The organism is Pseudoxanthomonas sacheonensis (genome assembly GCF_031455975.1).
Classification (GTDB): domain Bacteria; phylum Pseudomonadota; class Gammaproteobacteria; order Xanthomonadales; family Xanthomonadaceae; genus Pseudoxanthomonas_A; species Pseudoxanthomonas_A sacheonensis_A.
This window is the reverse complement of record NZ_JAVDTT010000001.1, coordinates 604,375-621,940: the sequence shown is the minus strand read 5'-3', so window position 1 is coordinate 621,940 and position 17,566 is coordinate 604,375. Positions and strand designations below refer to the sequence as shown.

General features: G+C 63.8%; 15 protein-coding genes. 5 read left to right on the top strand and 10 right to left on the bottom strand.

Going from position 1 to position 17,566, the window contains the following annotated elements:
* Positions 1-199: 199 nt before the first annotated feature.
* The 3 genes from lexA to J2W94_RS02815 all read right to left on the bottom strand — a co-directional run bounded on the left by lexA (position 200) and on the right by J2W94_RS02815 (position 4,170).
* Positions 200-835 (bottom strand): transcriptional repressor LexA, encoded by a 636-nt coding sequence (gene lexA / locus J2W94_RS02825; protein WP_310090127.1) that lies wholly within the window; start codon positions 833-835, stop codon positions 200-202.
* Positions 836-940: 105 nt separating this feature from the next.
* A complete protein-coding gene (locus J2W94_RS02820; protein WP_310090126.1) occupies positions 941-1,438 on the bottom strand; it encodes a CinA family protein in 498 nt (165 codons plus the stop codon).
* 131 nt (positions 1,439-1,569) lie between these two features.
* Entirely contained in the window at positions 1,570-4,170 is a 2,601-nt protein-coding gene (locus J2W94_RS02815; RefSeq protein ID WP_310090125.1) for a TonB-dependent receptor, read from the bottom strand.
* A gap of 310 nt (positions 4,171-4,480) precedes the next feature.
* On the opposite strand from J2W94_RS02815, the gene mutS reads away from it, so the two are divergent.
* From mutS to J2W94_RS02800, 3 genes are all read left to right on the top strand, one after another.
* Complete coding sequence (gene mutS / locus J2W94_RS02810; protein ID WP_310090124.1) at positions 4,481-7,036, top strand: DNA mismatch repair protein MutS; 2,556 nt, start codon at positions 4,481-4,483, stop codon at positions 7,034-7,036.
* A 406-nt stretch (positions 7,037-7,442) separates the two neighbouring features.
* Entirely contained in the window at positions 7,443-9,629 is a 2,187-nt protein-coding gene (katG, locus tag J2W94_RS02805; protein ID WP_310090123.1) for a catalase/peroxidase HPI, read from the top strand.
* A 165-nt stretch (positions 9,630-9,794) separates the two neighbouring features.
* The gene (locus J2W94_RS02800; RefSeq protein WP_310090121.1) at positions 9,795-10,418 is read left to right on the top strand and encodes a DUF937 domain-containing protein; all 624 of its coding nucleotides are present in this window, start codon (positions 9,795-9,797) and stop codon (positions 10,416-10,418) included.
* A 159-nt stretch (positions 10,419-10,577) separates the two neighbouring features.
* Here J2W94_RS02800 and J2W94_RS02795 read toward each other — a convergent pair whose 3' ends face one another.
* Complete coding sequence (locus J2W94_RS02795; protein WP_310090120.1) at positions 10,578-10,973, bottom strand: RNA-binding S4 domain-containing protein; 396 nt, start codon at positions 10,971-10,973, stop codon at positions 10,578-10,580.
* A gap of 109 nt (positions 10,974-11,082) precedes the next feature.
* On the opposite strand from J2W94_RS02795, the gene J2W94_RS02790 reads away from it, so the two are divergent.
* A complete protein-coding gene (locus tag J2W94_RS02790; protein ID WP_310090119.1) occupies positions 11,083-12,021 on the top strand; it encodes a DUF2268 domain-containing putative Zn-dependent protease in 939 nt (312 codons plus the stop codon).
* A 120-nt stretch (positions 12,022-12,141) separates the two neighbouring features.
* The gene (locus tag J2W94_RS02785; protein WP_310090118.1) at positions 12,142-12,450 is read left to right on the top strand and encodes a hypothetical protein; all 309 of its coding nucleotides are present in this window, start codon (positions 12,142-12,144) and stop codon (positions 12,448-12,450) included.
* A 106-nt stretch (positions 12,451-12,556) separates the two neighbouring features.
* Here the strand turns inward: J2W94_RS02785 and rplS are convergent, their stop codons facing one another.
* The 6 genes from rplS to ffh all read right to left on the bottom strand — a co-directional run bounded on the left by rplS (position 12,557) and on the right by ffh (position 17,467).
* Positions 12,557-12,967 (bottom strand): 50S ribosomal protein L19, encoded by a 411-nt coding sequence (gene rplS / locus J2W94_RS02780; RefSeq protein ID WP_310090117.1) that lies wholly within the window; start codon positions 12,965-12,967, stop codon positions 12,557-12,559.
* A 342-nt stretch (positions 12,968-13,309) separates the two neighbouring features.
* Complete coding sequence (gene trmD / locus J2W94_RS02775) at positions 13,310-14,074, bottom strand: tRNA (guanosine(37)-N1)-methyltransferase TrmD (protein WP_310090116.1); 765 nt, start codon at positions 14,072-14,074, stop codon at positions 13,310-13,312.
* An 86-nt stretch (positions 14,075-14,160) separates the two neighbouring features.
* Positions 14,161-14,673 carry a ribosome maturation factor RimM gene (gene rimM / locus J2W94_RS02770; protein WP_310090115.1) on the bottom strand — a complete coding sequence of 171 codons (513 nt, stop codon included), beginning with the start codon at positions 14,671-14,673 and terminating at the stop codon, positions 14,161-14,163.
* A 37-nt stretch (positions 14,674-14,710) separates the two neighbouring features.
* Positions 14,711-14,974 carry a 30S ribosomal protein S16 gene (rpsP, locus tag J2W94_RS02765; protein ID WP_310090114.1) on the bottom strand — a complete coding sequence of 88 codons (264 nt, stop codon included), beginning with the start codon at positions 14,972-14,974 and terminating at the stop codon, positions 14,711-14,713.
* 161 nt (positions 14,975-15,135) lie between these two features.
* Positions 15,136-15,927: an aminotransferase class IV family protein gene (locus J2W94_RS02760; protein WP_310090113.1), complete on the bottom strand. Its 792-nt coding sequence runs from the start codon at positions 15,925-15,927 to the stop codon at positions 15,136-15,138.
* A 169-nt stretch (positions 15,928-16,096) separates the two neighbouring features.
* Positions 16,097-17,467, bottom strand: coding sequence for a signal recognition particle protein (gene ffh, locus J2W94_RS02755; protein WP_310090111.1), 1,371 nt, complete (start codon positions 17,465-17,467; stop codon positions 16,097-16,099).
* Between the last annotated feature and the right edge of the window lie 99 nt (positions 17,468-17,566).

The window sequence follows — 17,566 nt, the reverse complement described above, 5'->3', positions numbered from 1 at the left end:
TGGTGTCCTTGGTGGTTTGTCGGGTTGAGGGCAATTTAGCGGCCATGGGTCGCACAGGTTGCGACGCGATATGCCGTGATCGAAATTAACTTTGCAACGCGGACTGGGACTAGCGGACAACGGCTTGCAGACGTGTCGGAAATTTCCTGTTTGATAAAAAAACCCTTCTCAGTGGACGAATGACGGGACGGTCGCGGCATCAGCGGTTAGGACGCACCAGCCCGCAATACAGGCCTTCGATGGCGAAGTCCTGGTCGGGCATGACTTCGATCGGCGAATAGTCGGGATTGCGCGGCAGCAGGCGGATGCGGTCCTTGCCTATTTTCAGAAGTTTGACGGTGATCTCGTCGTCGATGCGGGCGACCACGATCTGGCCCGAGCGCGCATCCGGGGTGCGATGCACGCCGATCAGATCGCCGTCGAAGATGCCTTCGTCGCGCATCGAATCGCCTTGCACCTTCAGCAGATAGTCCGGCGCGGGAGCGAAAAAGGCGCGATCCAGCAGTACGAAATCGTCCGAACGGATATCGGCGCCGATCGGCAGACCGGCCGCCACTCGTCCCAATACCGGCAGCCGCAGCGCGTTGTCCGGAAGCGCGGGCTCCGGTACGGGGATATCGGTGTCGTCATGGACCAGGCGTATGCCCCGGGCCTGCCCCGGCACCCGGCGGATTGCGCCGGCGGCCTCAAGCGCCTCGATGTGATACTGGGCAGCACGGACCCCGCTGAAACCGAACGCCTTGGCGATCTCGGCCTGGGAAGGCGGTACCCCATCGGCGCCGATGCGCTCGGCGATCATGGCGAGAATTGCTTGCTGGGTGTCGGTCAGATTCATGGTTAGTAGTAATACTACTAACGAATTTGGAAAGCAACTAATTTGTGTCCTGGCTTAGTGCCCGGTCGATTGATCTTGAGCCTCCCGGGACACCCAGAGCGATCATCAGCCAGCCAGCGCATCCAACCCCTGCAGCGCCGCCGCCACCGTCTGCCTGCGCACCGCCTCGCGGTCGCCATCGAAGTGGAAGACCTCGGCCCGCGCATAGCCGCCACGGCGCTTCCAGCCGATCCACACCGTGCCCACCGGCTTGCCTTCGCTGCCGCCGCCCGGCCCAGCGATACCGGTCACCGCCACCGCGATGCTGGCGCCCGAATTCACCAGCGCGCCGGACACCATTTCGATCACGGTCTCCCGGCTGACCGCGCCATGGACTTCCAGCGTCTCCGCACGCACGCCCAGCAGCGCCTGCTTGGCCTCGTAGCTGTAGGCGGCCATGCCGCAATCGAACCAGTCCGAAGAACCGGCGATATCGGTCACCGCCTTGGCGATCCAGCCGCCGGTACAGCTCTCCGCTGTGACCAAGCGATGGTGCGTATCGCGCAGGCGCGCGCCCAGGTTCTCTGCGAGCGCGTGCAGGTCGTGGTCGGTGGGGACGGACATCGGCGGTTTTCGCGAAGTGACGGCGCTGACGTTGTATCGGAAAAGCAGGCCGCTGTCTGCCATAGGCGCTCACGGCAAACAAAACGGCCCGCCACTTCCGTGGCGGGCCGTCGGTTCCCAACCTTGCGCGATCAGTACTGGATGCGGAAGGTCACGCCATAGGTGCGTGGCGCACCCAGGAAGGCGTTGTAGGTGTTGCGCGGATCGTTCGGAGTCGGGCTGGCGGTCTGCAGCGGACCGTCGAAACCCACCTGCACATACTCTTCGTCGAAGATGTTCAGACCCCAGAACTCGAGCATCCAGCGCTTGCTCTTGGCGCCGATGCCGAAGCGTGCGTTGACGACGGTGTAGGCGTCCTGGATCTTCTCCACGTCCAGATCGGAACCGGTATTGAACTCCGAGGTGTACTTGGCGCCGACGTTGAAGCGACCGACCAGGCTTGCGCCGAAGTCCCACTCATAGGTGACCGATGCGGTACCCGACCACTCCGGTGCGAAGCTGGTCTTGTTGCCGGGCAACTTGTACAGGGCGCCGTCCGGGGCCACGAAATCGGGCGTAGGCCGTTCATCCCCGTAGAAGGTGTCGGCGTACATCAGACCGCCCTGCAGCATCAGACCCTTGCTCGGCTGCCACAGGATTTCGGTATCCACGCCGCGCGAAGTGACTTTGGGAATCGAGCGCACCACGAAGCTGGTGCCCAGGAAGCTGTTGAGCTGGAAGTCGTCGTAGGTCTGATGGAACAAGGTCGCGTTGAGCAGCAGGTTGCCGTCCAGCCAGGTGGTTTTGGCGCCCAGCTCGTAGCTGTCGACGAACTCGCCATCGAACGAAGTGTCGTTGACGGGAATGATGCCCTGCCCGCCGCTGGACAGCCCATTGGAAGTCTGCACGCGATCGAGGTTGAAGCCGCCGCCCTTGTAGCCGCGCGCGGCCGAGACGTAGGTCATCACGTTCTCGTTCCAACGGTAGGCCGCCTTCAGCGTGCCGGACCATTCCTTCTCCTCGCGCTCCTGCTGGGTCGAACGGCCGTTGTGCAGCGCGTTGGCCCAGGGCAGGCAGCTGAAGCCGATGATGTTGCCGATCAGCGCTTGCTGCTGCGCGGCCGGCAAGGAGGCGAACGGAATGCCGCGGGTGGTCAGCGCGGTCGCGATGCGGCCGATCGCCGCCGCACTGGGCGCGCCGGTAGGGCCGAAGTACGACGCACAGGCCGGCGCGCCGTTCGGATTGGAATAGACCGAATCCAGGGTCTTCTTTTCCCGGGTGTAGCGCAGACCCAGGGTCAGGTCGAGCGCGTCGGTCGCGTGCCAGGTGTTGTTGGTGAACAGGGCCAGGCTCTTGGCGTTCTGGTCGTAGCGGTCGAGCGCACCCAGGCCCGGCGCGAACGTGGTGCCGAAGGCCCGGCCGGTGGTCTGCGACAGGAACAGCGGCGCGGTCGGCGAGGCCGCCAGGGCCGGATTGATCCGTGCCAGCAAGGCCGTGGACAGGAAGGGCTCGTAACCGATGCCGATGCTGTAGGAATCGTGACGGGTCAGGTCTTCATCGGCGTAGAACGCGCCGACCATCCAGTCGATGCTGTCGGTGGCCCCGGTCAGGCGGAATTCCTGGCTGAAGGTCTCGAACCGGGTCAGCGATTCGTCTTCGTTCGCGTTCCGGTACAGCAGGTCGGCGCCGGTGTAGTCGAAGTCCAATGCGTTGATCGACTGCCAGTCGCGCATTGCGGTGATCGAAGTCAGGGTCGCGCCGCCGAACCATGGCGACTCCCAGTTCACTTCGGCCGACACGCCCTTGTCTTTCATGTCCTGTTCGGTGCTGCGGTTGCTGTACGCGATACGCGCGAACGGATCGGCGACCGTCGGAATGGAACCCGCGCCGCCCACGCCGTTGATGATCGCGCCGGTCGCGCCGACTACTGTCTGCACGGCCGAGCAGCAGTTCTCTTCACGACTGGTGAAATCGCCGATGAAATTGATGTCCAGGTTGTCGGTCGGTTCCAGCAGCAGCTGGGCGCGTATGGAGTGGAAGTTCTGGTCGCCGTCCTCGTCCAGCGTGCGCGGCCCGCGCGCCGTTTCGACATCCAGGAAGCCGTCGCGCTTGCGCTTGGTGGCGTAGATGCGGAAGGCGGCGTTGTCGGACAGCGCATCGTTGTAAGAGCCCGACACGCCGATGGCACCATAGTTGCCGACGGTGATCTCGCCTTCGGCGCTCTGCGAATAACTGGGGCGGCGGGTGATGATATTGATCACGCCGGCCGAGGTGTTCTTGCCGAACACGGTGCCCTGCGGGCCCTTCAGCACTTCCACTCGCTCGAGCTCGCCCAGGTCGCCGAAGCCGACGCCGTTGCGGGCGCGGTAGACGCCGTCGATGACCACGCCGACCGAAGATTCCAGGCCGGCGTTGTCGCCTACCGTGCCTATGCCGCGGATGCGCGCGGTGGTCAGGGCTTCGCTTTGGGTACTGGTCACGGTCAGGCCGGGAACCAGGACCTGCAGATCCTTGATGTCGCGCACGCCGGTATCTTGCAGCAGCTGCTCGGGCAAGGCGGTGACCGAAATCGGCACGTCCTGCATCGCTTCTTCGCGCTTCTGCGCGGTCACCGTCATGGTGGCGAGCGTGGTGGGTTCCTCGTCGGTACCCGGCGGCGGCGCGGCCTGCTGGGCCTGCGCCTGCGATACGGCGAAAAGCGCTGTGAATACAGCGACTGCCAGCAGCTTGTGCTGCGGTTTTGCAACGACCATTGTTATCCCCTCCCAGGGTCATCGAATTGCAAATGGAAAAGCGGTGGTTTGTTCTGAGCCCCCAAAATCCGTGATGGCGGACGTTTCCCCACGTCACCTTCCGAACTTAACACTATCTTCACTATTCGGCATTTTGCAGTGCACCCATACCAAGTGTCACTGATCGGGATGGCCAGAGCGTTTCGATCGATTCGCGAGCCTGCCCGCGGACCGCTAGACTTCCCTCCCCCACCTCCGCTGCTCCGGCCTCGACCTTGATTGTTACTTCCCGACCGTGAGCGATCCGGCGACCCTCACCCACACCCCGCTCATGAAGCAATTCTTCGCCGCCAAGGCGGAGTATCCGGACCTGTTGTTGCTGTTCCGCATGGGGGATTTCTACGAGCTGTTCTACGACGATGCGCGCAAAGCGGCGCGCTTGCTGGACATCACCCTGACCCAGCGCGGCAGTTCGGCCGGCGCGCCTATTCCCATGGCGGGCGTGCCGGTGCATGCCTACGAAGGGTATCTGGCGCGGCTGGTGGCGCTGGGCGAATCGGTGGCGATCTGCGAGCAGATCGGCGATCCCGCGCTGGCCAAGGGCCTGGTCGAACGCAAAGTGGTGCGCATCGTCACCCCGGGCACGGTGACCGACGAAGCGCTGCTGAACGAGCGCCGCGACACCTTATTGATGGCCGTTTCGCGCAGCGGCACATCGTCTAAAAGCGGTGGTTATGGACTGGCCTGGGCGGATCTGGCCGGCGGTCGTTTCCTGGTCAACGAAGTCGACAGCGCCGATGCGCTTGAAGCCGAACTCTCGCGTCTGGAGCCCGCGGAACTGCTGATTCCCGACGAGGAAGGCTGGCCCGCGTTCCTGGCTACGCGCACGGGTCTGCGCCGGCGCGCGCCCTGGCTGTTCGACGCCGACAGCGGACGACGCCAATTGCTGCAATTCTTCCGTCTGCATGATCTCAGCGGTTTCGGTATCGACGACCGCCCGCTGGCGACCGCCGCCGCAGGCGCCCTGCTCGGTTATGTGGAGGAAACCCAGAAGCAGCGCCTGCCGCACCTGACCGCGATCGCGGTGGAATCGGCGGGCGACGCGATCGCCATGAACGCGGCCACGCGCCGGCACCTGGAGCTGGATACCCGCGTCGACGGCGACACCAAGCACACCTTGCTCGGCGTGCTGGATTCCACCATCAGCCCGATGGGAGGGCGCCTGCTGCGGCGCTGGCTGCATCGACCGCTGCGCGATCGCCAGGTACTGGGCGAACGCCACCAGGCCGTAGCGACGCTGATCGAAAGCCGCGCCGACGAGGCGTTGCGCGAACGCTTCCGCGCGTTGGGCGATATCGAACGCATCCTCACCCGGGTGGCGCTGCGTTCGGCGCGCCCGCGCGATCTGTCGACTTTGCGCGACGGCCTGGCGATGCTGCCCCGCATCGGCGAAACGCTCGCCCCGCTCGATTCCCCCCGGCTGCGGGCGCTTTCCGCCGAGCTGGGCGAACACGCCGACACCGCGCACCTGCTGGCCGCCGCCATCGCCGAACAGCCGCCGATGAAACTCAGCGACGGCGGCGTGATCGCCGCCGACTACGATGCCGAACTGGACGAATTGCGCCGCCTCAGCACCCACGCCGACCAGTTCCTGATCGACCTGGAAACGCGCGAGCGCCAAAGCAGCGGCATCAACTCGCTCAAGGTCGGCTACAACCGCGTGCATGGTTACTACATCGAAATCAGCAAGGCGCTTTCCGAACGCGCGCCGGTGCACTACACCCGCCGGCAGACCCTGAGCAACGCCGAGCGCTACATCACCGAGGAACTCAAATCCTTCGAAGACAAGGTGCTGTCGGCGCGCGAACGTTCGCTGTCGCGGGAAAAACTGTTGTACGAGCAACTGCTGGACGCGCTGGGCGGAGTGCTCGAGCCGCTGAAGCGCTGCGCCTCGGCGCTAAGCGAACTCGACGTGCTGGCCGGCTTCAGCGAACGCGCGCAGGCCCTGGATTGGTCGCAACCCGAATTGCGCGAAGCGCCGGGCCTGCGTATCGAGCGCGGCCGCCACCCGGTGGTGGAAGCGGTACGCGAGGAACCGTTCGAGCCCAACGACCTGGTGCTTGATGAAGAGCATCGCATGCTGGTCATCACCGGCCCCAATATGGGCGGCAAGAGCACCTACATGCGCCAGAACGCGCTGATCGTGCTGCTGGCGCATATCGGCAGCTTCGTGCCGGCCGCGCGCGCGCTGATCGGGCCTACCGACCGCATCCTCACCCGCATCGGCGCGGGCGACGATCTGGCGCGCGGGCAATCCACTTTCATGGTGGAAATGGCCGAGACCAGCTACATCCTGCATCACGCCACTCCGCAGTCGCTGGTGCTGATGGACGAAATCGGTCGCGGCACCTCGACCTACGACGGACTCGCGCTGGCCGATGCGGTCGCGCGCCATCTCGCAGCGATCAACCGTTGTTACACCCTGTTCGCCACGCACTATTTCGAACTCACCGCACTGGCCGAGCCCGGCAGCGGCATCGCCAACGTGCACCTGGACGCGGTGGAGCACGGAGATTCATTGGTCTTCATGCATGCCGTAAAGGACGGTCCGGCCGACCGCAGCTTCGGTCTGCAGGTCGCGGCATTGGCCGGCTTGCCGAAAACCACGGTGCAGCAGGCACGCCGCCGGCTGGCCGAACTCGAGCAACGCGGTAACGAAACCCATGCGGCGCAAATGGCGCCGCAAGCACTGGACGCACCGCAACAGTTCGGCCTGTTCGCCCCGGCACCCTCTGCGGCGCAGGAGGCGCTGGCCGCACTCGACCCCGATGAGTTGACGCCCAAGCAAGCGCTGGAAGCGCTGTACCGCCTCAAGTCGCTGCTGTAGGTCGGGGCCACGCCCCGACGCACGGGATACCCGAACGATACGAGCGTCGGGGGCGTAGCCCCGACCTACGATTGCGCATCGCACCATTGAACAACTCTATCAAAGTGGTTGCGAAAAACGATTTTCATTAATCGATTGCACTGGCTAATCTGCTGGCTGATCGCCAACGTCAACCAGGACGTCAGCCATGTGTACCTCCACAGGAAAACTCGGCTGCCCACTGCTCCTGTCGAGTCCGAAGCCGTCGCGGGACGCTGATCTGCCTCCAGCCGGTCACGATGCTGGCGTATTCACACGAAAGCTGCGCACATGCGCCGTAACCTGATCGCCTAACGGCGATCGCATCCAGGCGCGTGCGCGTCAAGACAAGTCCCAACCAGAACCCAACTGCCAGAGGTGAAGAATCATGTCTACCGAAGCGAAGTGCCCCTTCAACCACACGGCCGGTAGCGGACGTTCGAACCGCGACTGGTGGCCGAATCAGCTCGCCGTGGAGTTGCTGCACCAGCACTCGTCCAAGTCCGATCCGATGGGCCAGGGTTTCGACTACGCGAAGGAATTCAACAGCGTCGACTACAAGGCGCTGAAGGACGACATCGCCAAGGTGATGACCGATTCGCAGGACTGGTGGCCCGCGGACTTCGGCCATTACGGCCCCTTGATGATCCGCATGGCCTGGCATAGCGCCGGCACGTACCGCATCGCCGACGGACGCGGCGGCGGCGGCCGCGGCCAGCAGCGCTTCGCACCACTCAATAGCTGGCCCGACAACGGCAACCTGGACAAGGCCAGACGCCTGCTGTGGCCGGTGAAGCAGAAGTACGGCCGCAAGATCTCCTGGGCCGACCTGATGATCCTGGCCGGCAACGTCGCCCTGGAGACGATGGGCTTCAAGACCTTCGGCTTCGGTGGCGGACGCGCGGATACCTGGGAACCCGACCACGACGTGTACTGGGGCCCGGAAGGCGAATGGGTGGCGACCAGCGACAAGGAGAACAGCCGCTACTCCGGCGACCGCGAGTTGGAAGGTCCGCTCGGCGCGGTGCAGATGGGCCTGATCTACGTCAACCCGGAAGGCCCGGATGGCAATCCCGACCCGATCGCCGCCGCGCGCGACATCCGCGAGACCTTCGCGCGCATGGCGATGGATGATGAAGAGACCGTTGCCTTGATCGCCGGCGGCCACAGTTTCGGCAAGACCCATGGTGCCGGCGAGACGCATCACGTCGGCAAGGAGCCCGAAGGCGAGGACATCACCGCGCAGGGCCTGGGCTGGCGCAGCACGCACGGCACCGGCCATGCGGGCGATGCCATCACCAGCGGCCTGGAAGTCACCTGGACCACGACGCCCACCAAGTTCAGCAATAACTTCTTCGAGAACCTGTTCGGCTTCGAGTGGGAACTCACCAAAAGTCCTGCCGGTGCGCACCAGTGGGTCGCAAAGGACGCCGGCGAGATCATCCCCGACGCCCACGATCCGTCGAAGAAGCGCCGCCCGACCATGCTCACCACCGACCTGTCGCTCCGTCTGGATCCAGCCTACGAGAAGATCTCACGGCGCTTCTTCGAAAATCCAGACCAGTTCGCCGACGCCTTCGCGCGTGCCTGGTTCAAGCTGACCCATCGCGACATGGGCCCGCGTGCGCGCTACCTCGGGCCCGAAGTGCCCAAGGAAGAACTCATCTGGCAGGATCCGGTGCCTGCCGTCGACCATCCGCTGGTGGACGACAAGGACGTTGCCGCGCTCAAGCAGAAGGTGCTCGCGTCCGGCCTGAGCGTGTCGCAGTTGGTTTCGACCGCGTGGGCATCGGCCTCGTCCTTCCGCGGTTCGGACAAGCGTGGCGGCGCCAATGGCGCGCGCATTCGCCTGGCGCCGCAGAAGGATTGGGAAGCCAATGAACCCGCGCAACTCGCGAAGGTGCTGGCGACGCTCGAGGGCATCCAGAAGGAATTCAATGGCGCGCAGTCTGGCGGCAAGAAGATCTCGCTGGCCGACCTGATCGTGCTGGCGGGCGCCGCAGGCGTCGAGAAGGCGGCGAAGGATGCCGGCCATTCCGTCACCGTGCCCTTCGCGCCGGGCCGCACGGACGCCACGCAGGAGCAGACCGACGTCGAGTCGTTCGCCGTGCTCGAGCCCTTTGCCGATGGTTTCCGCAACTATCTGAAGGGGCGCAGCAAGGTCACGCCGGAGACGCTGCTGATCGACAAGGCGCAACAGCTCAGGCTCACCGGACCGGAGATGACGGCGCTCGTTGGAGGGATGCGTGTGCTCGACACCAACGTAAGCCGGAGCCGGCACGGCATCTTCACCGATCGGCCGGGCCAGCTGAGCAACGACTTCTTCGTGAACCTGCTGGAGATGGGCACCGAGTGGAAGCCGGTCACCGATGCCGAGAATCTGTTCGAAGGCTACGACAAGACCGACAAGCTGAAATGGACGGCGAGCCGCGTCGATCTGATCTTCGGCTCGCACTCCCAGCTGCGCGCGTTCGCCGAGGTCTACGCCAGCGCCGATGCGAGCGAGAAGTTTATCGGCGATTTCGTGGCCGCCTGGACCAAGGTGATGAACCTGGATCGTTTCGACCTGGCCTGATCTGGATACCTCAGAAGTAGTAGTCGGAAAAGGGCGTGTTTTCACGCCCTTTTCTATGGAGACCGTTGCGCTCCGCGCCAGGCACGCAAATGTGAGTGCAGCTCTACTCGGAATAGGGATAGCATGGCTGCCCGCTCCATTTCCACGTCCTGGAGGACGCCCACCATGAGCACCAACAGCCTCGCCGAAGAACTGTTCCAGCAATTGCAAGGCGCACCGTTGCAGCAGGTTTCCCAGCAGCTGGGCACCGGCCAGATGCAGACCGCCAGCGCCATCAGCGCTGCATTGCCGCTGCTGCTGGGCGCACTCGGCAAAAATGCGGCCGAGCCGCAGGGCGCCGAAGCTTTGTTCGGCGCGCTGCAGAAGGACCATGCCGGTCTGGATCTGGGCAGCGTGCTTGGCGCGGTGCTAGGTGGTGGCTCGGCTCCCAGCCGGCAGACCGACGGCGCGGCGATCCTTGGGCACATCTTCGGGGGCGCGCAACCGCGAGCCGAAGCCAGTCTCGGACAGGCCACGGGCCTGGGCGGCGACAAGGCCGCGATGTTGATGAAGATCCTGGCCCCGATCGTCCTGTCGTTCCTCGCTCAGCGCTTCATGGGTCAGGGCCAGTCCCAGGCCAATCCGAATGTGCTCAGCCAGGTGCTGGGCCAGGAACGCCAGGTGGCGCAGCAGCAGGGCGGCCTGGGCGGCGGGTTGCTGGGCGCGGTGTTGGATCAGGATGGCGACGGCCAGCTGGGCCTTGGCGATCTGTTGAAGATCGGCGGCGGGTTGCTGGGCGGCAAGCGCTGAGAATTTCTTTAAAGCTTTACGAAAAGACGCCGGCAGCGATGTCGGCGTTTTTGTTGCTGCGGCCGCGAATAAAACGCAACTGTCATCCCGAGCGCAGCGAGGGATCTGCTGCTACGGCCCGATGAAGCAGATCCCTCGCTGCGCTCGGGATGACAGTAATCACAACGCATCCAGATCCCCCAATGCCTGTATCAACCGCCGCGCCCGCTTGTCCGGCTTGTGCTCGGGCGCGCGATAGCCGTTGCGCTCGGCAGCGCGCTGCGCGCGTGCCTGCTCGCGTTGCGCGCGCGAAGCTTCGCTTTCGGCATACAACGCCTGCGCGACGCTGGCAGGTCCGCGCTGTTCGCTGAGCGCCAGCACCTGGATTTCGAAGTGCTCTTCGCCACGCGATATCTTCAAGCCATCGCCGACCCTCACCATCCGCGACGGTTTCGCGCGCTGTCCGCCCGCCTCCACTTTCCCTGTTTCCACCGCCTGCTTGGCCAGGCTGCGGGTCTTGAAGAAGCGCGCGACCCAGAGCCAGATGTCTAGGCGGATGGCGGGGGATTCGGTCACTGGAGAATGATGCCGTGGAAGCGGGATATTATCCGTTATTACGGTGTGGTTGCCGTATAAACAATAGTTAGGCATCAGATGAACCTACGATTCTAATTTGGGAGAAAACGTGGAGCGGATCAATACCAGGATCATGGTCATCGCCCTTGTTCTTGCGACGATCTCGAGGGCATACGGCGCGACGGCGTCGCCTGTCGATAACGCCGCTGAGCCCATTATCGAGACCGGCGACGTTCACCGGTTCTATAAGATCTATGACGCAGCGGGCGGGCGCCCGACGGCCGAGGCACTGCAGTACGACTATATCGATCCGGGTTCGGACGGGCTGCATGAACTCGCACGGTTGCGCAAAGTCACGGGTCAGTCGATCGCCGAGGCCATTGCCAAAAGGCCTCAGATCTATTCTGGGGCGCGCGATTGCGTCGCTGTCCTGCCACGCGTGCGCGAAAGACTGGTGGTCGTGCTGGGCAAACTCGGGGCCCTCTATCCCGAGGCGCGCTTTCCGCCGATCACGATCGCGGTCGGCCGGAGCAAGCCCGTCGGCGTCGGCGGGCGCGATACCGGCGTGCAGATCGGCCTCGAGGCGCTGTGCGCGACCGGCTGGATCAATCCTGATATCGAAGACCGGTTCGTGGGCGTCATCGCGCACGAGTACGCCCATGTCCAGCAAGCCGTGGCCTTCTCCGAAAGTGAGAACGTCACCGTCCTGGCGGCTTCGCTAGAGGAAGGTGCGGCCGAGTTCGTCGCGGAGCTGACGACCGGCTCTGTTTCCTATTCCTATATTAGCGGGCTTACCGCAGGGCGTGAAAGGGAAATCGAAACGGCATTTGCCGCCGATGCGGACAAGACCGACCTTTCGGACTGGCTCTACAACAGTACGCCCGAAAAACCTGCCGATCTCGGTTATTGGGTCGGCTATCGCATCGTCAAATCCTATTACCAGCATGCCGACGACAAACACCAGGCCCTTCGCGAAATTTTCGAGATGACGAACCCGAAGGAATTCCTAGCCAAGAGTGGGTGGCGGCCCGGAGTCTCGCTCGATTAGGTTCAAGCTATGCAGGGAGCCTTTTTCCTCGTGTTTTGTTTCTATTCGCTGCCACCTAACAATTCATTCAAGCCGAACCCGCTTCGCGGGTCGGCTTAATTCAGGCGCTAGACCGCACACATGCAATATCAGCTCGTTCTACAGTTCAACGGCGACTCTCTTAGTGACTACGACGCTTTGATCGCGCTGGAAGATGATTTGATCCAGGAGCTTGGGAACACTGGTGACGTAGATGGTCACGACATTGGCTCCGGCGAAACAAATATCTTCATTCTCACTTTGAAGCCTGAGATTACATTTCATCGCGCAAAAGCTGTGCTAGACCGCACTCAGTTGCTCGGAGCGGTAACAGCGGCTTATCGTGCCGTTACCGGCCAAACGTTTACGGTGTTGTGGCCCGCTCACCGGCAAGAGTTCCGGGTCGCATGACTCGGCTGCGGCCTAACAATTCATTCAAGCCAAAGCCGCTCCACAATGCACAAAACGAAACGGCCACCCTGAGGTGGCCGTTTCGTTGATGCCGGGAAGTACCCGCTTATTCGGCGGAAGCAGCGGCGGCCAGCTTGGCGGCCTTGGCCTGCTGGCCGGCGGCCAGGTCTTCCTTGATGCGGGCGGCCTTGCCTTCCAGATCGCGCAGGTAGTACAGCTTGCCGGCGCGGACCTTGCCGCGGCGCTTCACTTCGACCGAGTCGATGGTGGAGCTGTGGGTCTGGAATACGCGCTCGACGCCGAAGCCGTGCGAGATCTTGCGCACGGTGAAGGCGGAGTTGAGGCCGGCGTTCTTCTTGGCGATGACCACGCCTTCATAGGCCTGGACGCGCTCGCGGTTGCCTTCCTTGACCTTCACGTTGACGACGATGGTGTCACCAGGGCCGAAGGCGGGCAGTTCGCGCTTGATTTGGGCGGCTTCGAAATCAGCCAGGATGTTCATGTTGAGCTTGGTCATGGTGGCACCGTATGAGTGTCGTGGGCGTGTCGTTCGACAACTGGAAACTGATGCAGTCACCGGATTGTGCTGCACGATATTATTGTGGGTTCCACATGCCAGATCCCGGCATGCGAGCCGCGCATTCTACCCCAAAATTTGTCGGCGGGGCAAAGGGTTAGCTGACTCCGCCCCCTCTCCCACCGGCGCCCGCAGGGTGTGCAAGGCTGAGAGGGTTGGGGTGAGGGTACGGCGGAGTCCGGACGGGCGCAGGCTGCGACTGCCTGCCCACGTCCACAAAGCGGCTGGTTGCCGCCCCGTCCAAACTGGCAGTACCTCACTCCGCCTTACCCCCATCCGGCGCTACGCGCCACCTTCCCCCGATGGGGGAAGGGAATCTCTTCGAAACGCCTCCAGCAGCGCCCGGTCGGCTTTGGACAGGGAAGCCTCGTCCAACAGGTCCGGACGCCTGAGCCAGGTTCGGCCCAGCGCCTGCTGCCGGCGCCAGCGGGCGATGGCGGCGTGGTCGCCGGAACGCAGGACCGCCGGCACCTCGCCCAACGCATGACTGGCCGGATGGGTGTAGTGCGGGCAATCCAGCAGACCATCGCTCTCGAAACTGTCCTGGATGGCGGATTCGGCGTCGTTCAAGGCGCCCTCCTGCAGCCGCGCCACCGCATCGATGACCACCGCCGCGCCCAACTCGCCACCCGACAGCACGTAGTCGCCGATGGAGATTTCCTCGTCCACCTCCGCCGCGACCAGACGCTCGTCGACGCCTTCGTAGCGGCCGCACAACAGGATCAGCCGCGGCAGCGCGGCCAGCTGGCGCACCTTCGCCTGGGTAAGCGGCGTGCCCTGCGGCGTCAGGTAAATGACCGGCCCCACGACCGGATCGGCGGCCCGCGTCGCCGCCAGGCAGGCCTGCAAAGGTTCGATCATCATCACCATGCCGGGACCGCCGCCGAACGGGCGGTCGTCCACCCGCCGGTATCCGCCTTCGGCGTAGTCGCGGGGATTCCAGCCGTGCAGCGAAAGCAGCGCGCGCTCCTGCGCCCGCCCGACCACACCGAAACCCGCGCATTGCGCGATGAATTCGGGGAACAGGCTGACCACGTCGATGCGCATTAGATAAGCAGTGAAGAGTGAAGGGGAAATAGTAAAGGGTAAAACGACCGCTCTTACCCTTCACTATTTACTCTTTCCCATTCACCTCAAAAGTCCGGATCCCAGTCCACAGTGATCAGGCCGGCCTCGAAGTCCACCGACTTCACGAAATCCGGTTCGACGAAAGGCACCATGCGCTCGCGGTCGCCGCGTATCGACAGCACATCGTTGGAACCGGTGGAGAACAGGTGCGACACGGTGCCGAAGTCGACGCCGTCCACGGTGACCACGCGGAAACCTTCCAGATCGACCCAGTAGAACTCGCCCGCTTTCGGCGGCGGCAATGCCGATCGCGGCACATAGATGTCCGTGCCGCGCATGGCTTCCACCACATCGCGATCGGTCACCTCGGGGAACGTCGCGACCAAATGTTTGCCGGACTCTTTGCCGCGCGCGCCGCTGAATTCGCGCTCGCCGCCGGCGGCATCGACCAGGATCCACGGCTGGTAGCGGAAGATCGCATCGCGCGGCTCCGTCCAGGACTCGATCTTGATTTGCCCGCGTATGCCGAAGGCGCCGACTATCCTGCCCAGCAGGATCCGACGTTCGTTATCGCTCATAAGAAAGGGACGGCGCTCGACGCGCCGTCCTGCAGGATCAGGCCGAAGCCTGCGCCGCGACCTTGCCCGCTTCCTTGTACAGGTTGCGGACCTTGTCGGTCATCTGCGCGCCCTGGCCGACCCAATGGTCGACGCGTGCGGTGTCCAGCTCGATACGCTTCTCGTTGCCGGCGGCAACGGGGTTGTAGTAACCCAGGCGTTCGATGTTGCGGCCGTCGCGCGCGCTGCGCGAGTCGGTGACGATGATGTGGTAGAACGGACGCTTCTTGGCGCCGCCACGGGTAAGGCGAATCTTGACCATTGTGATGCTTTCCTGTGTTGCCCAGTCGCCATTGCGGCGCGGTGAACCCGTAATTCTAAGCCATTGAATTACGGAAGGAAACCCCACCTCTCCGATTGCGTAGAGCCTCTTGCCCAGCTGCTTTTGCTCTGGCGACGCGCCCGGCCCAAGTGAGCTCGGTCCTACAGGCGTTGCCAGGCTTGGCTTTCCAAGGCCTTCTGCAACCTTGCGGCCAGGCCGGAGTCAACGCCGAATTCGGTCTCATCGATGCTTGCGATCTGCTGGACCCCACTGGCGTTGCTGGCGAAGGCGGCCTGGAAGCCACCCAGCTCGGCCAGGCGAACCGGGCGTACTACCTGGCCGATTCCGGACTCCCGCAACCCGGCCTGCAGCAGTTGCTCGGACGTGCCACGCAGCGCCGGCGCTTCGGGCCAGACCAGCTGTTCGCCGTCCCAGAAACCGACGTTCCAGACCGACCCTTCCGAGATCCGGCCATCGGCATCCACGAACAAGGCATCGTCATAGCCCTGCCCCAGCGCTAGCCGCCGGTAATGGAACAGGGGAAAGGTGCCCACGTGTTTGACGTGCGGCAAAGGACGCTGGAACCCGAACGATTTCACTTTCAGCGCGGGCGCCGAAGACTGCGCGGGCGGCGAAAGCGAGATCAAGACCTCCGGGACGAAACTTCCTCCCGGGCTGCGGAAATCGAAACTGTGGGAGAACACCGTGGCGCGCAGGCTGCAATCCGGCGTACTGGCGACGGCAGCGCGCATTTGTTCCCGCACCGCGGAGAAATCCAGATTGCTGCCGAACAGTTCAAGCGTTCCGGCCTGAAGCCGTTGCTCGTGCAATGCGATCCCCTGCACGGCTCCGTTGCGTACCTGCATGGAACTGTAGTGCCCGTAGTTGACCAGCGCGAGGACGCGCAGGTCTTCTGCGGTGGCTGGTAATCCGTTGAGGAGAGCTGCGTGCATGCCGATCTCGTAATGGCAGCGACTTTAAAAAACCGCCGTCATCCCCGCGAAGACGGGGACCCAGCGACTTCGACGTGTACAAACAAAGGCACTGGGTTCCCGCCTTCGCGGGAATGACGAACTCTCTTTTGCGGACGCTTCAACCTTCAGCCCGTCCCAACGCGACGGCTCACCGGAACGGCATACCGCCGCCACGCGCGCCCATCATTCCCTTCATCCCACGCATCAGGCCCTTCATGCCGCCGCCGGCCAGCTTGCCCATCATCTTCTCCATCTGCTGGTACTGCTTGAGCAGGCGGTTGACATCGGCCGGCGTGGTGCCGGAACCGCGCGCGATGCGTGCGCGGCGCGAACCATTGAGCAATGCGGGATTGCGGCGTTCCTTCTTGGTCATGGAACCGATGATGGCGACCATGCGCGGCACTTCCTTGCCGGTGACCTGCTGCTTCACGTTCTCCGGCACCTGACCCATGCCCGGCAGTTTGTCCATCAGGCCGCTGATGCCGCCCATGTTCTGCATCTGCTCAAGCTGATCGCGCATATCGTTGAGGTCGAATTTCTTGCCCTTGGCGACCTTGGCCGCGAGCTTGGCGGCTTTTTCCTGGTCGACGTTCTGTTCGACCTGCTCCACCAGCGACAGCACGTCGCCCATGTCGAGGATGCGGCTGGCGACGCGGTCCGGGTGGAAGATATCCAGACCATCGGGCTTCTCGCCCACGCCGATGAACTTGATCGGCTTGCCGGTCACGTAGCGCACCGACAAGGCCGCGCCGCCGCGCGCATCGCCATCGGTCTTGGTCAGCACCACGCCGGTCAGCGGCAGCGCTTCGGAGAAGGCTTTGGCGGTGGTGGCCGCGTCCTGGCCGGTCATCGAGTCGACCACGAACAGCGTCTCGACCGGTTTCACCGCGGCGTGCAGGGCCTTGATCTCGGCCATCATCGCTTCGTCGATGGCCAGGCGACCGGCGGTATCGACGATCAGCACATCGGCGAACGACTTGCGTGCGTCGTCGATGGCGGCGCGCACGATGTCGACCGGCTTCTGCGAGGCGTCCGACGGGAAGAACAGCACATCGACCTGCTGGGCCAGCGTCTTCAGCTGTTCGATGGCGGCCGGACGGTAGACGTCGGCGCTGACCACCATCACTTTCTTCTTGCGCTTTTCCTTCAGGTGCTTGGCCAGCTTGGCCACGGTGGTGGTCTTGCCCGCGCCCTGCAGGCCGGCCATCAGGATCACCGCCGGCGCCGGCACATTGAGGTTGAGGTCGGTCGCGGCCGAACCCATGACCGCGGTCAGTTCGTCGCGCACGATCTTGATCAGCGCCTGGCCGGGGGTGAGGCTCTTCAGCACTTCCTGGCCGACCGCGCGCACCTTGATGCGTTCGATCAAAGCCTGCACGACCGGCAGCGCCACGTCGGCTTCGAGCAGCGCGATGCGCACTTCGCGGGTGGCTTCGCGGATGTTTTCCTCGCTCAGGCGGCCACGGCCGCGCAGGCGCTCGATGGTGCCGGAAAGACGCTGGGTGAGGGACTCGAACATGCGGGGAAACCGTGACGAAAAGAGGGCGAAGTATACCGGCACGCCGGAAGGGGCAGGCGCCAATCGAGAACGGTTCTCGGATAGGGCGCGCTATGCCAA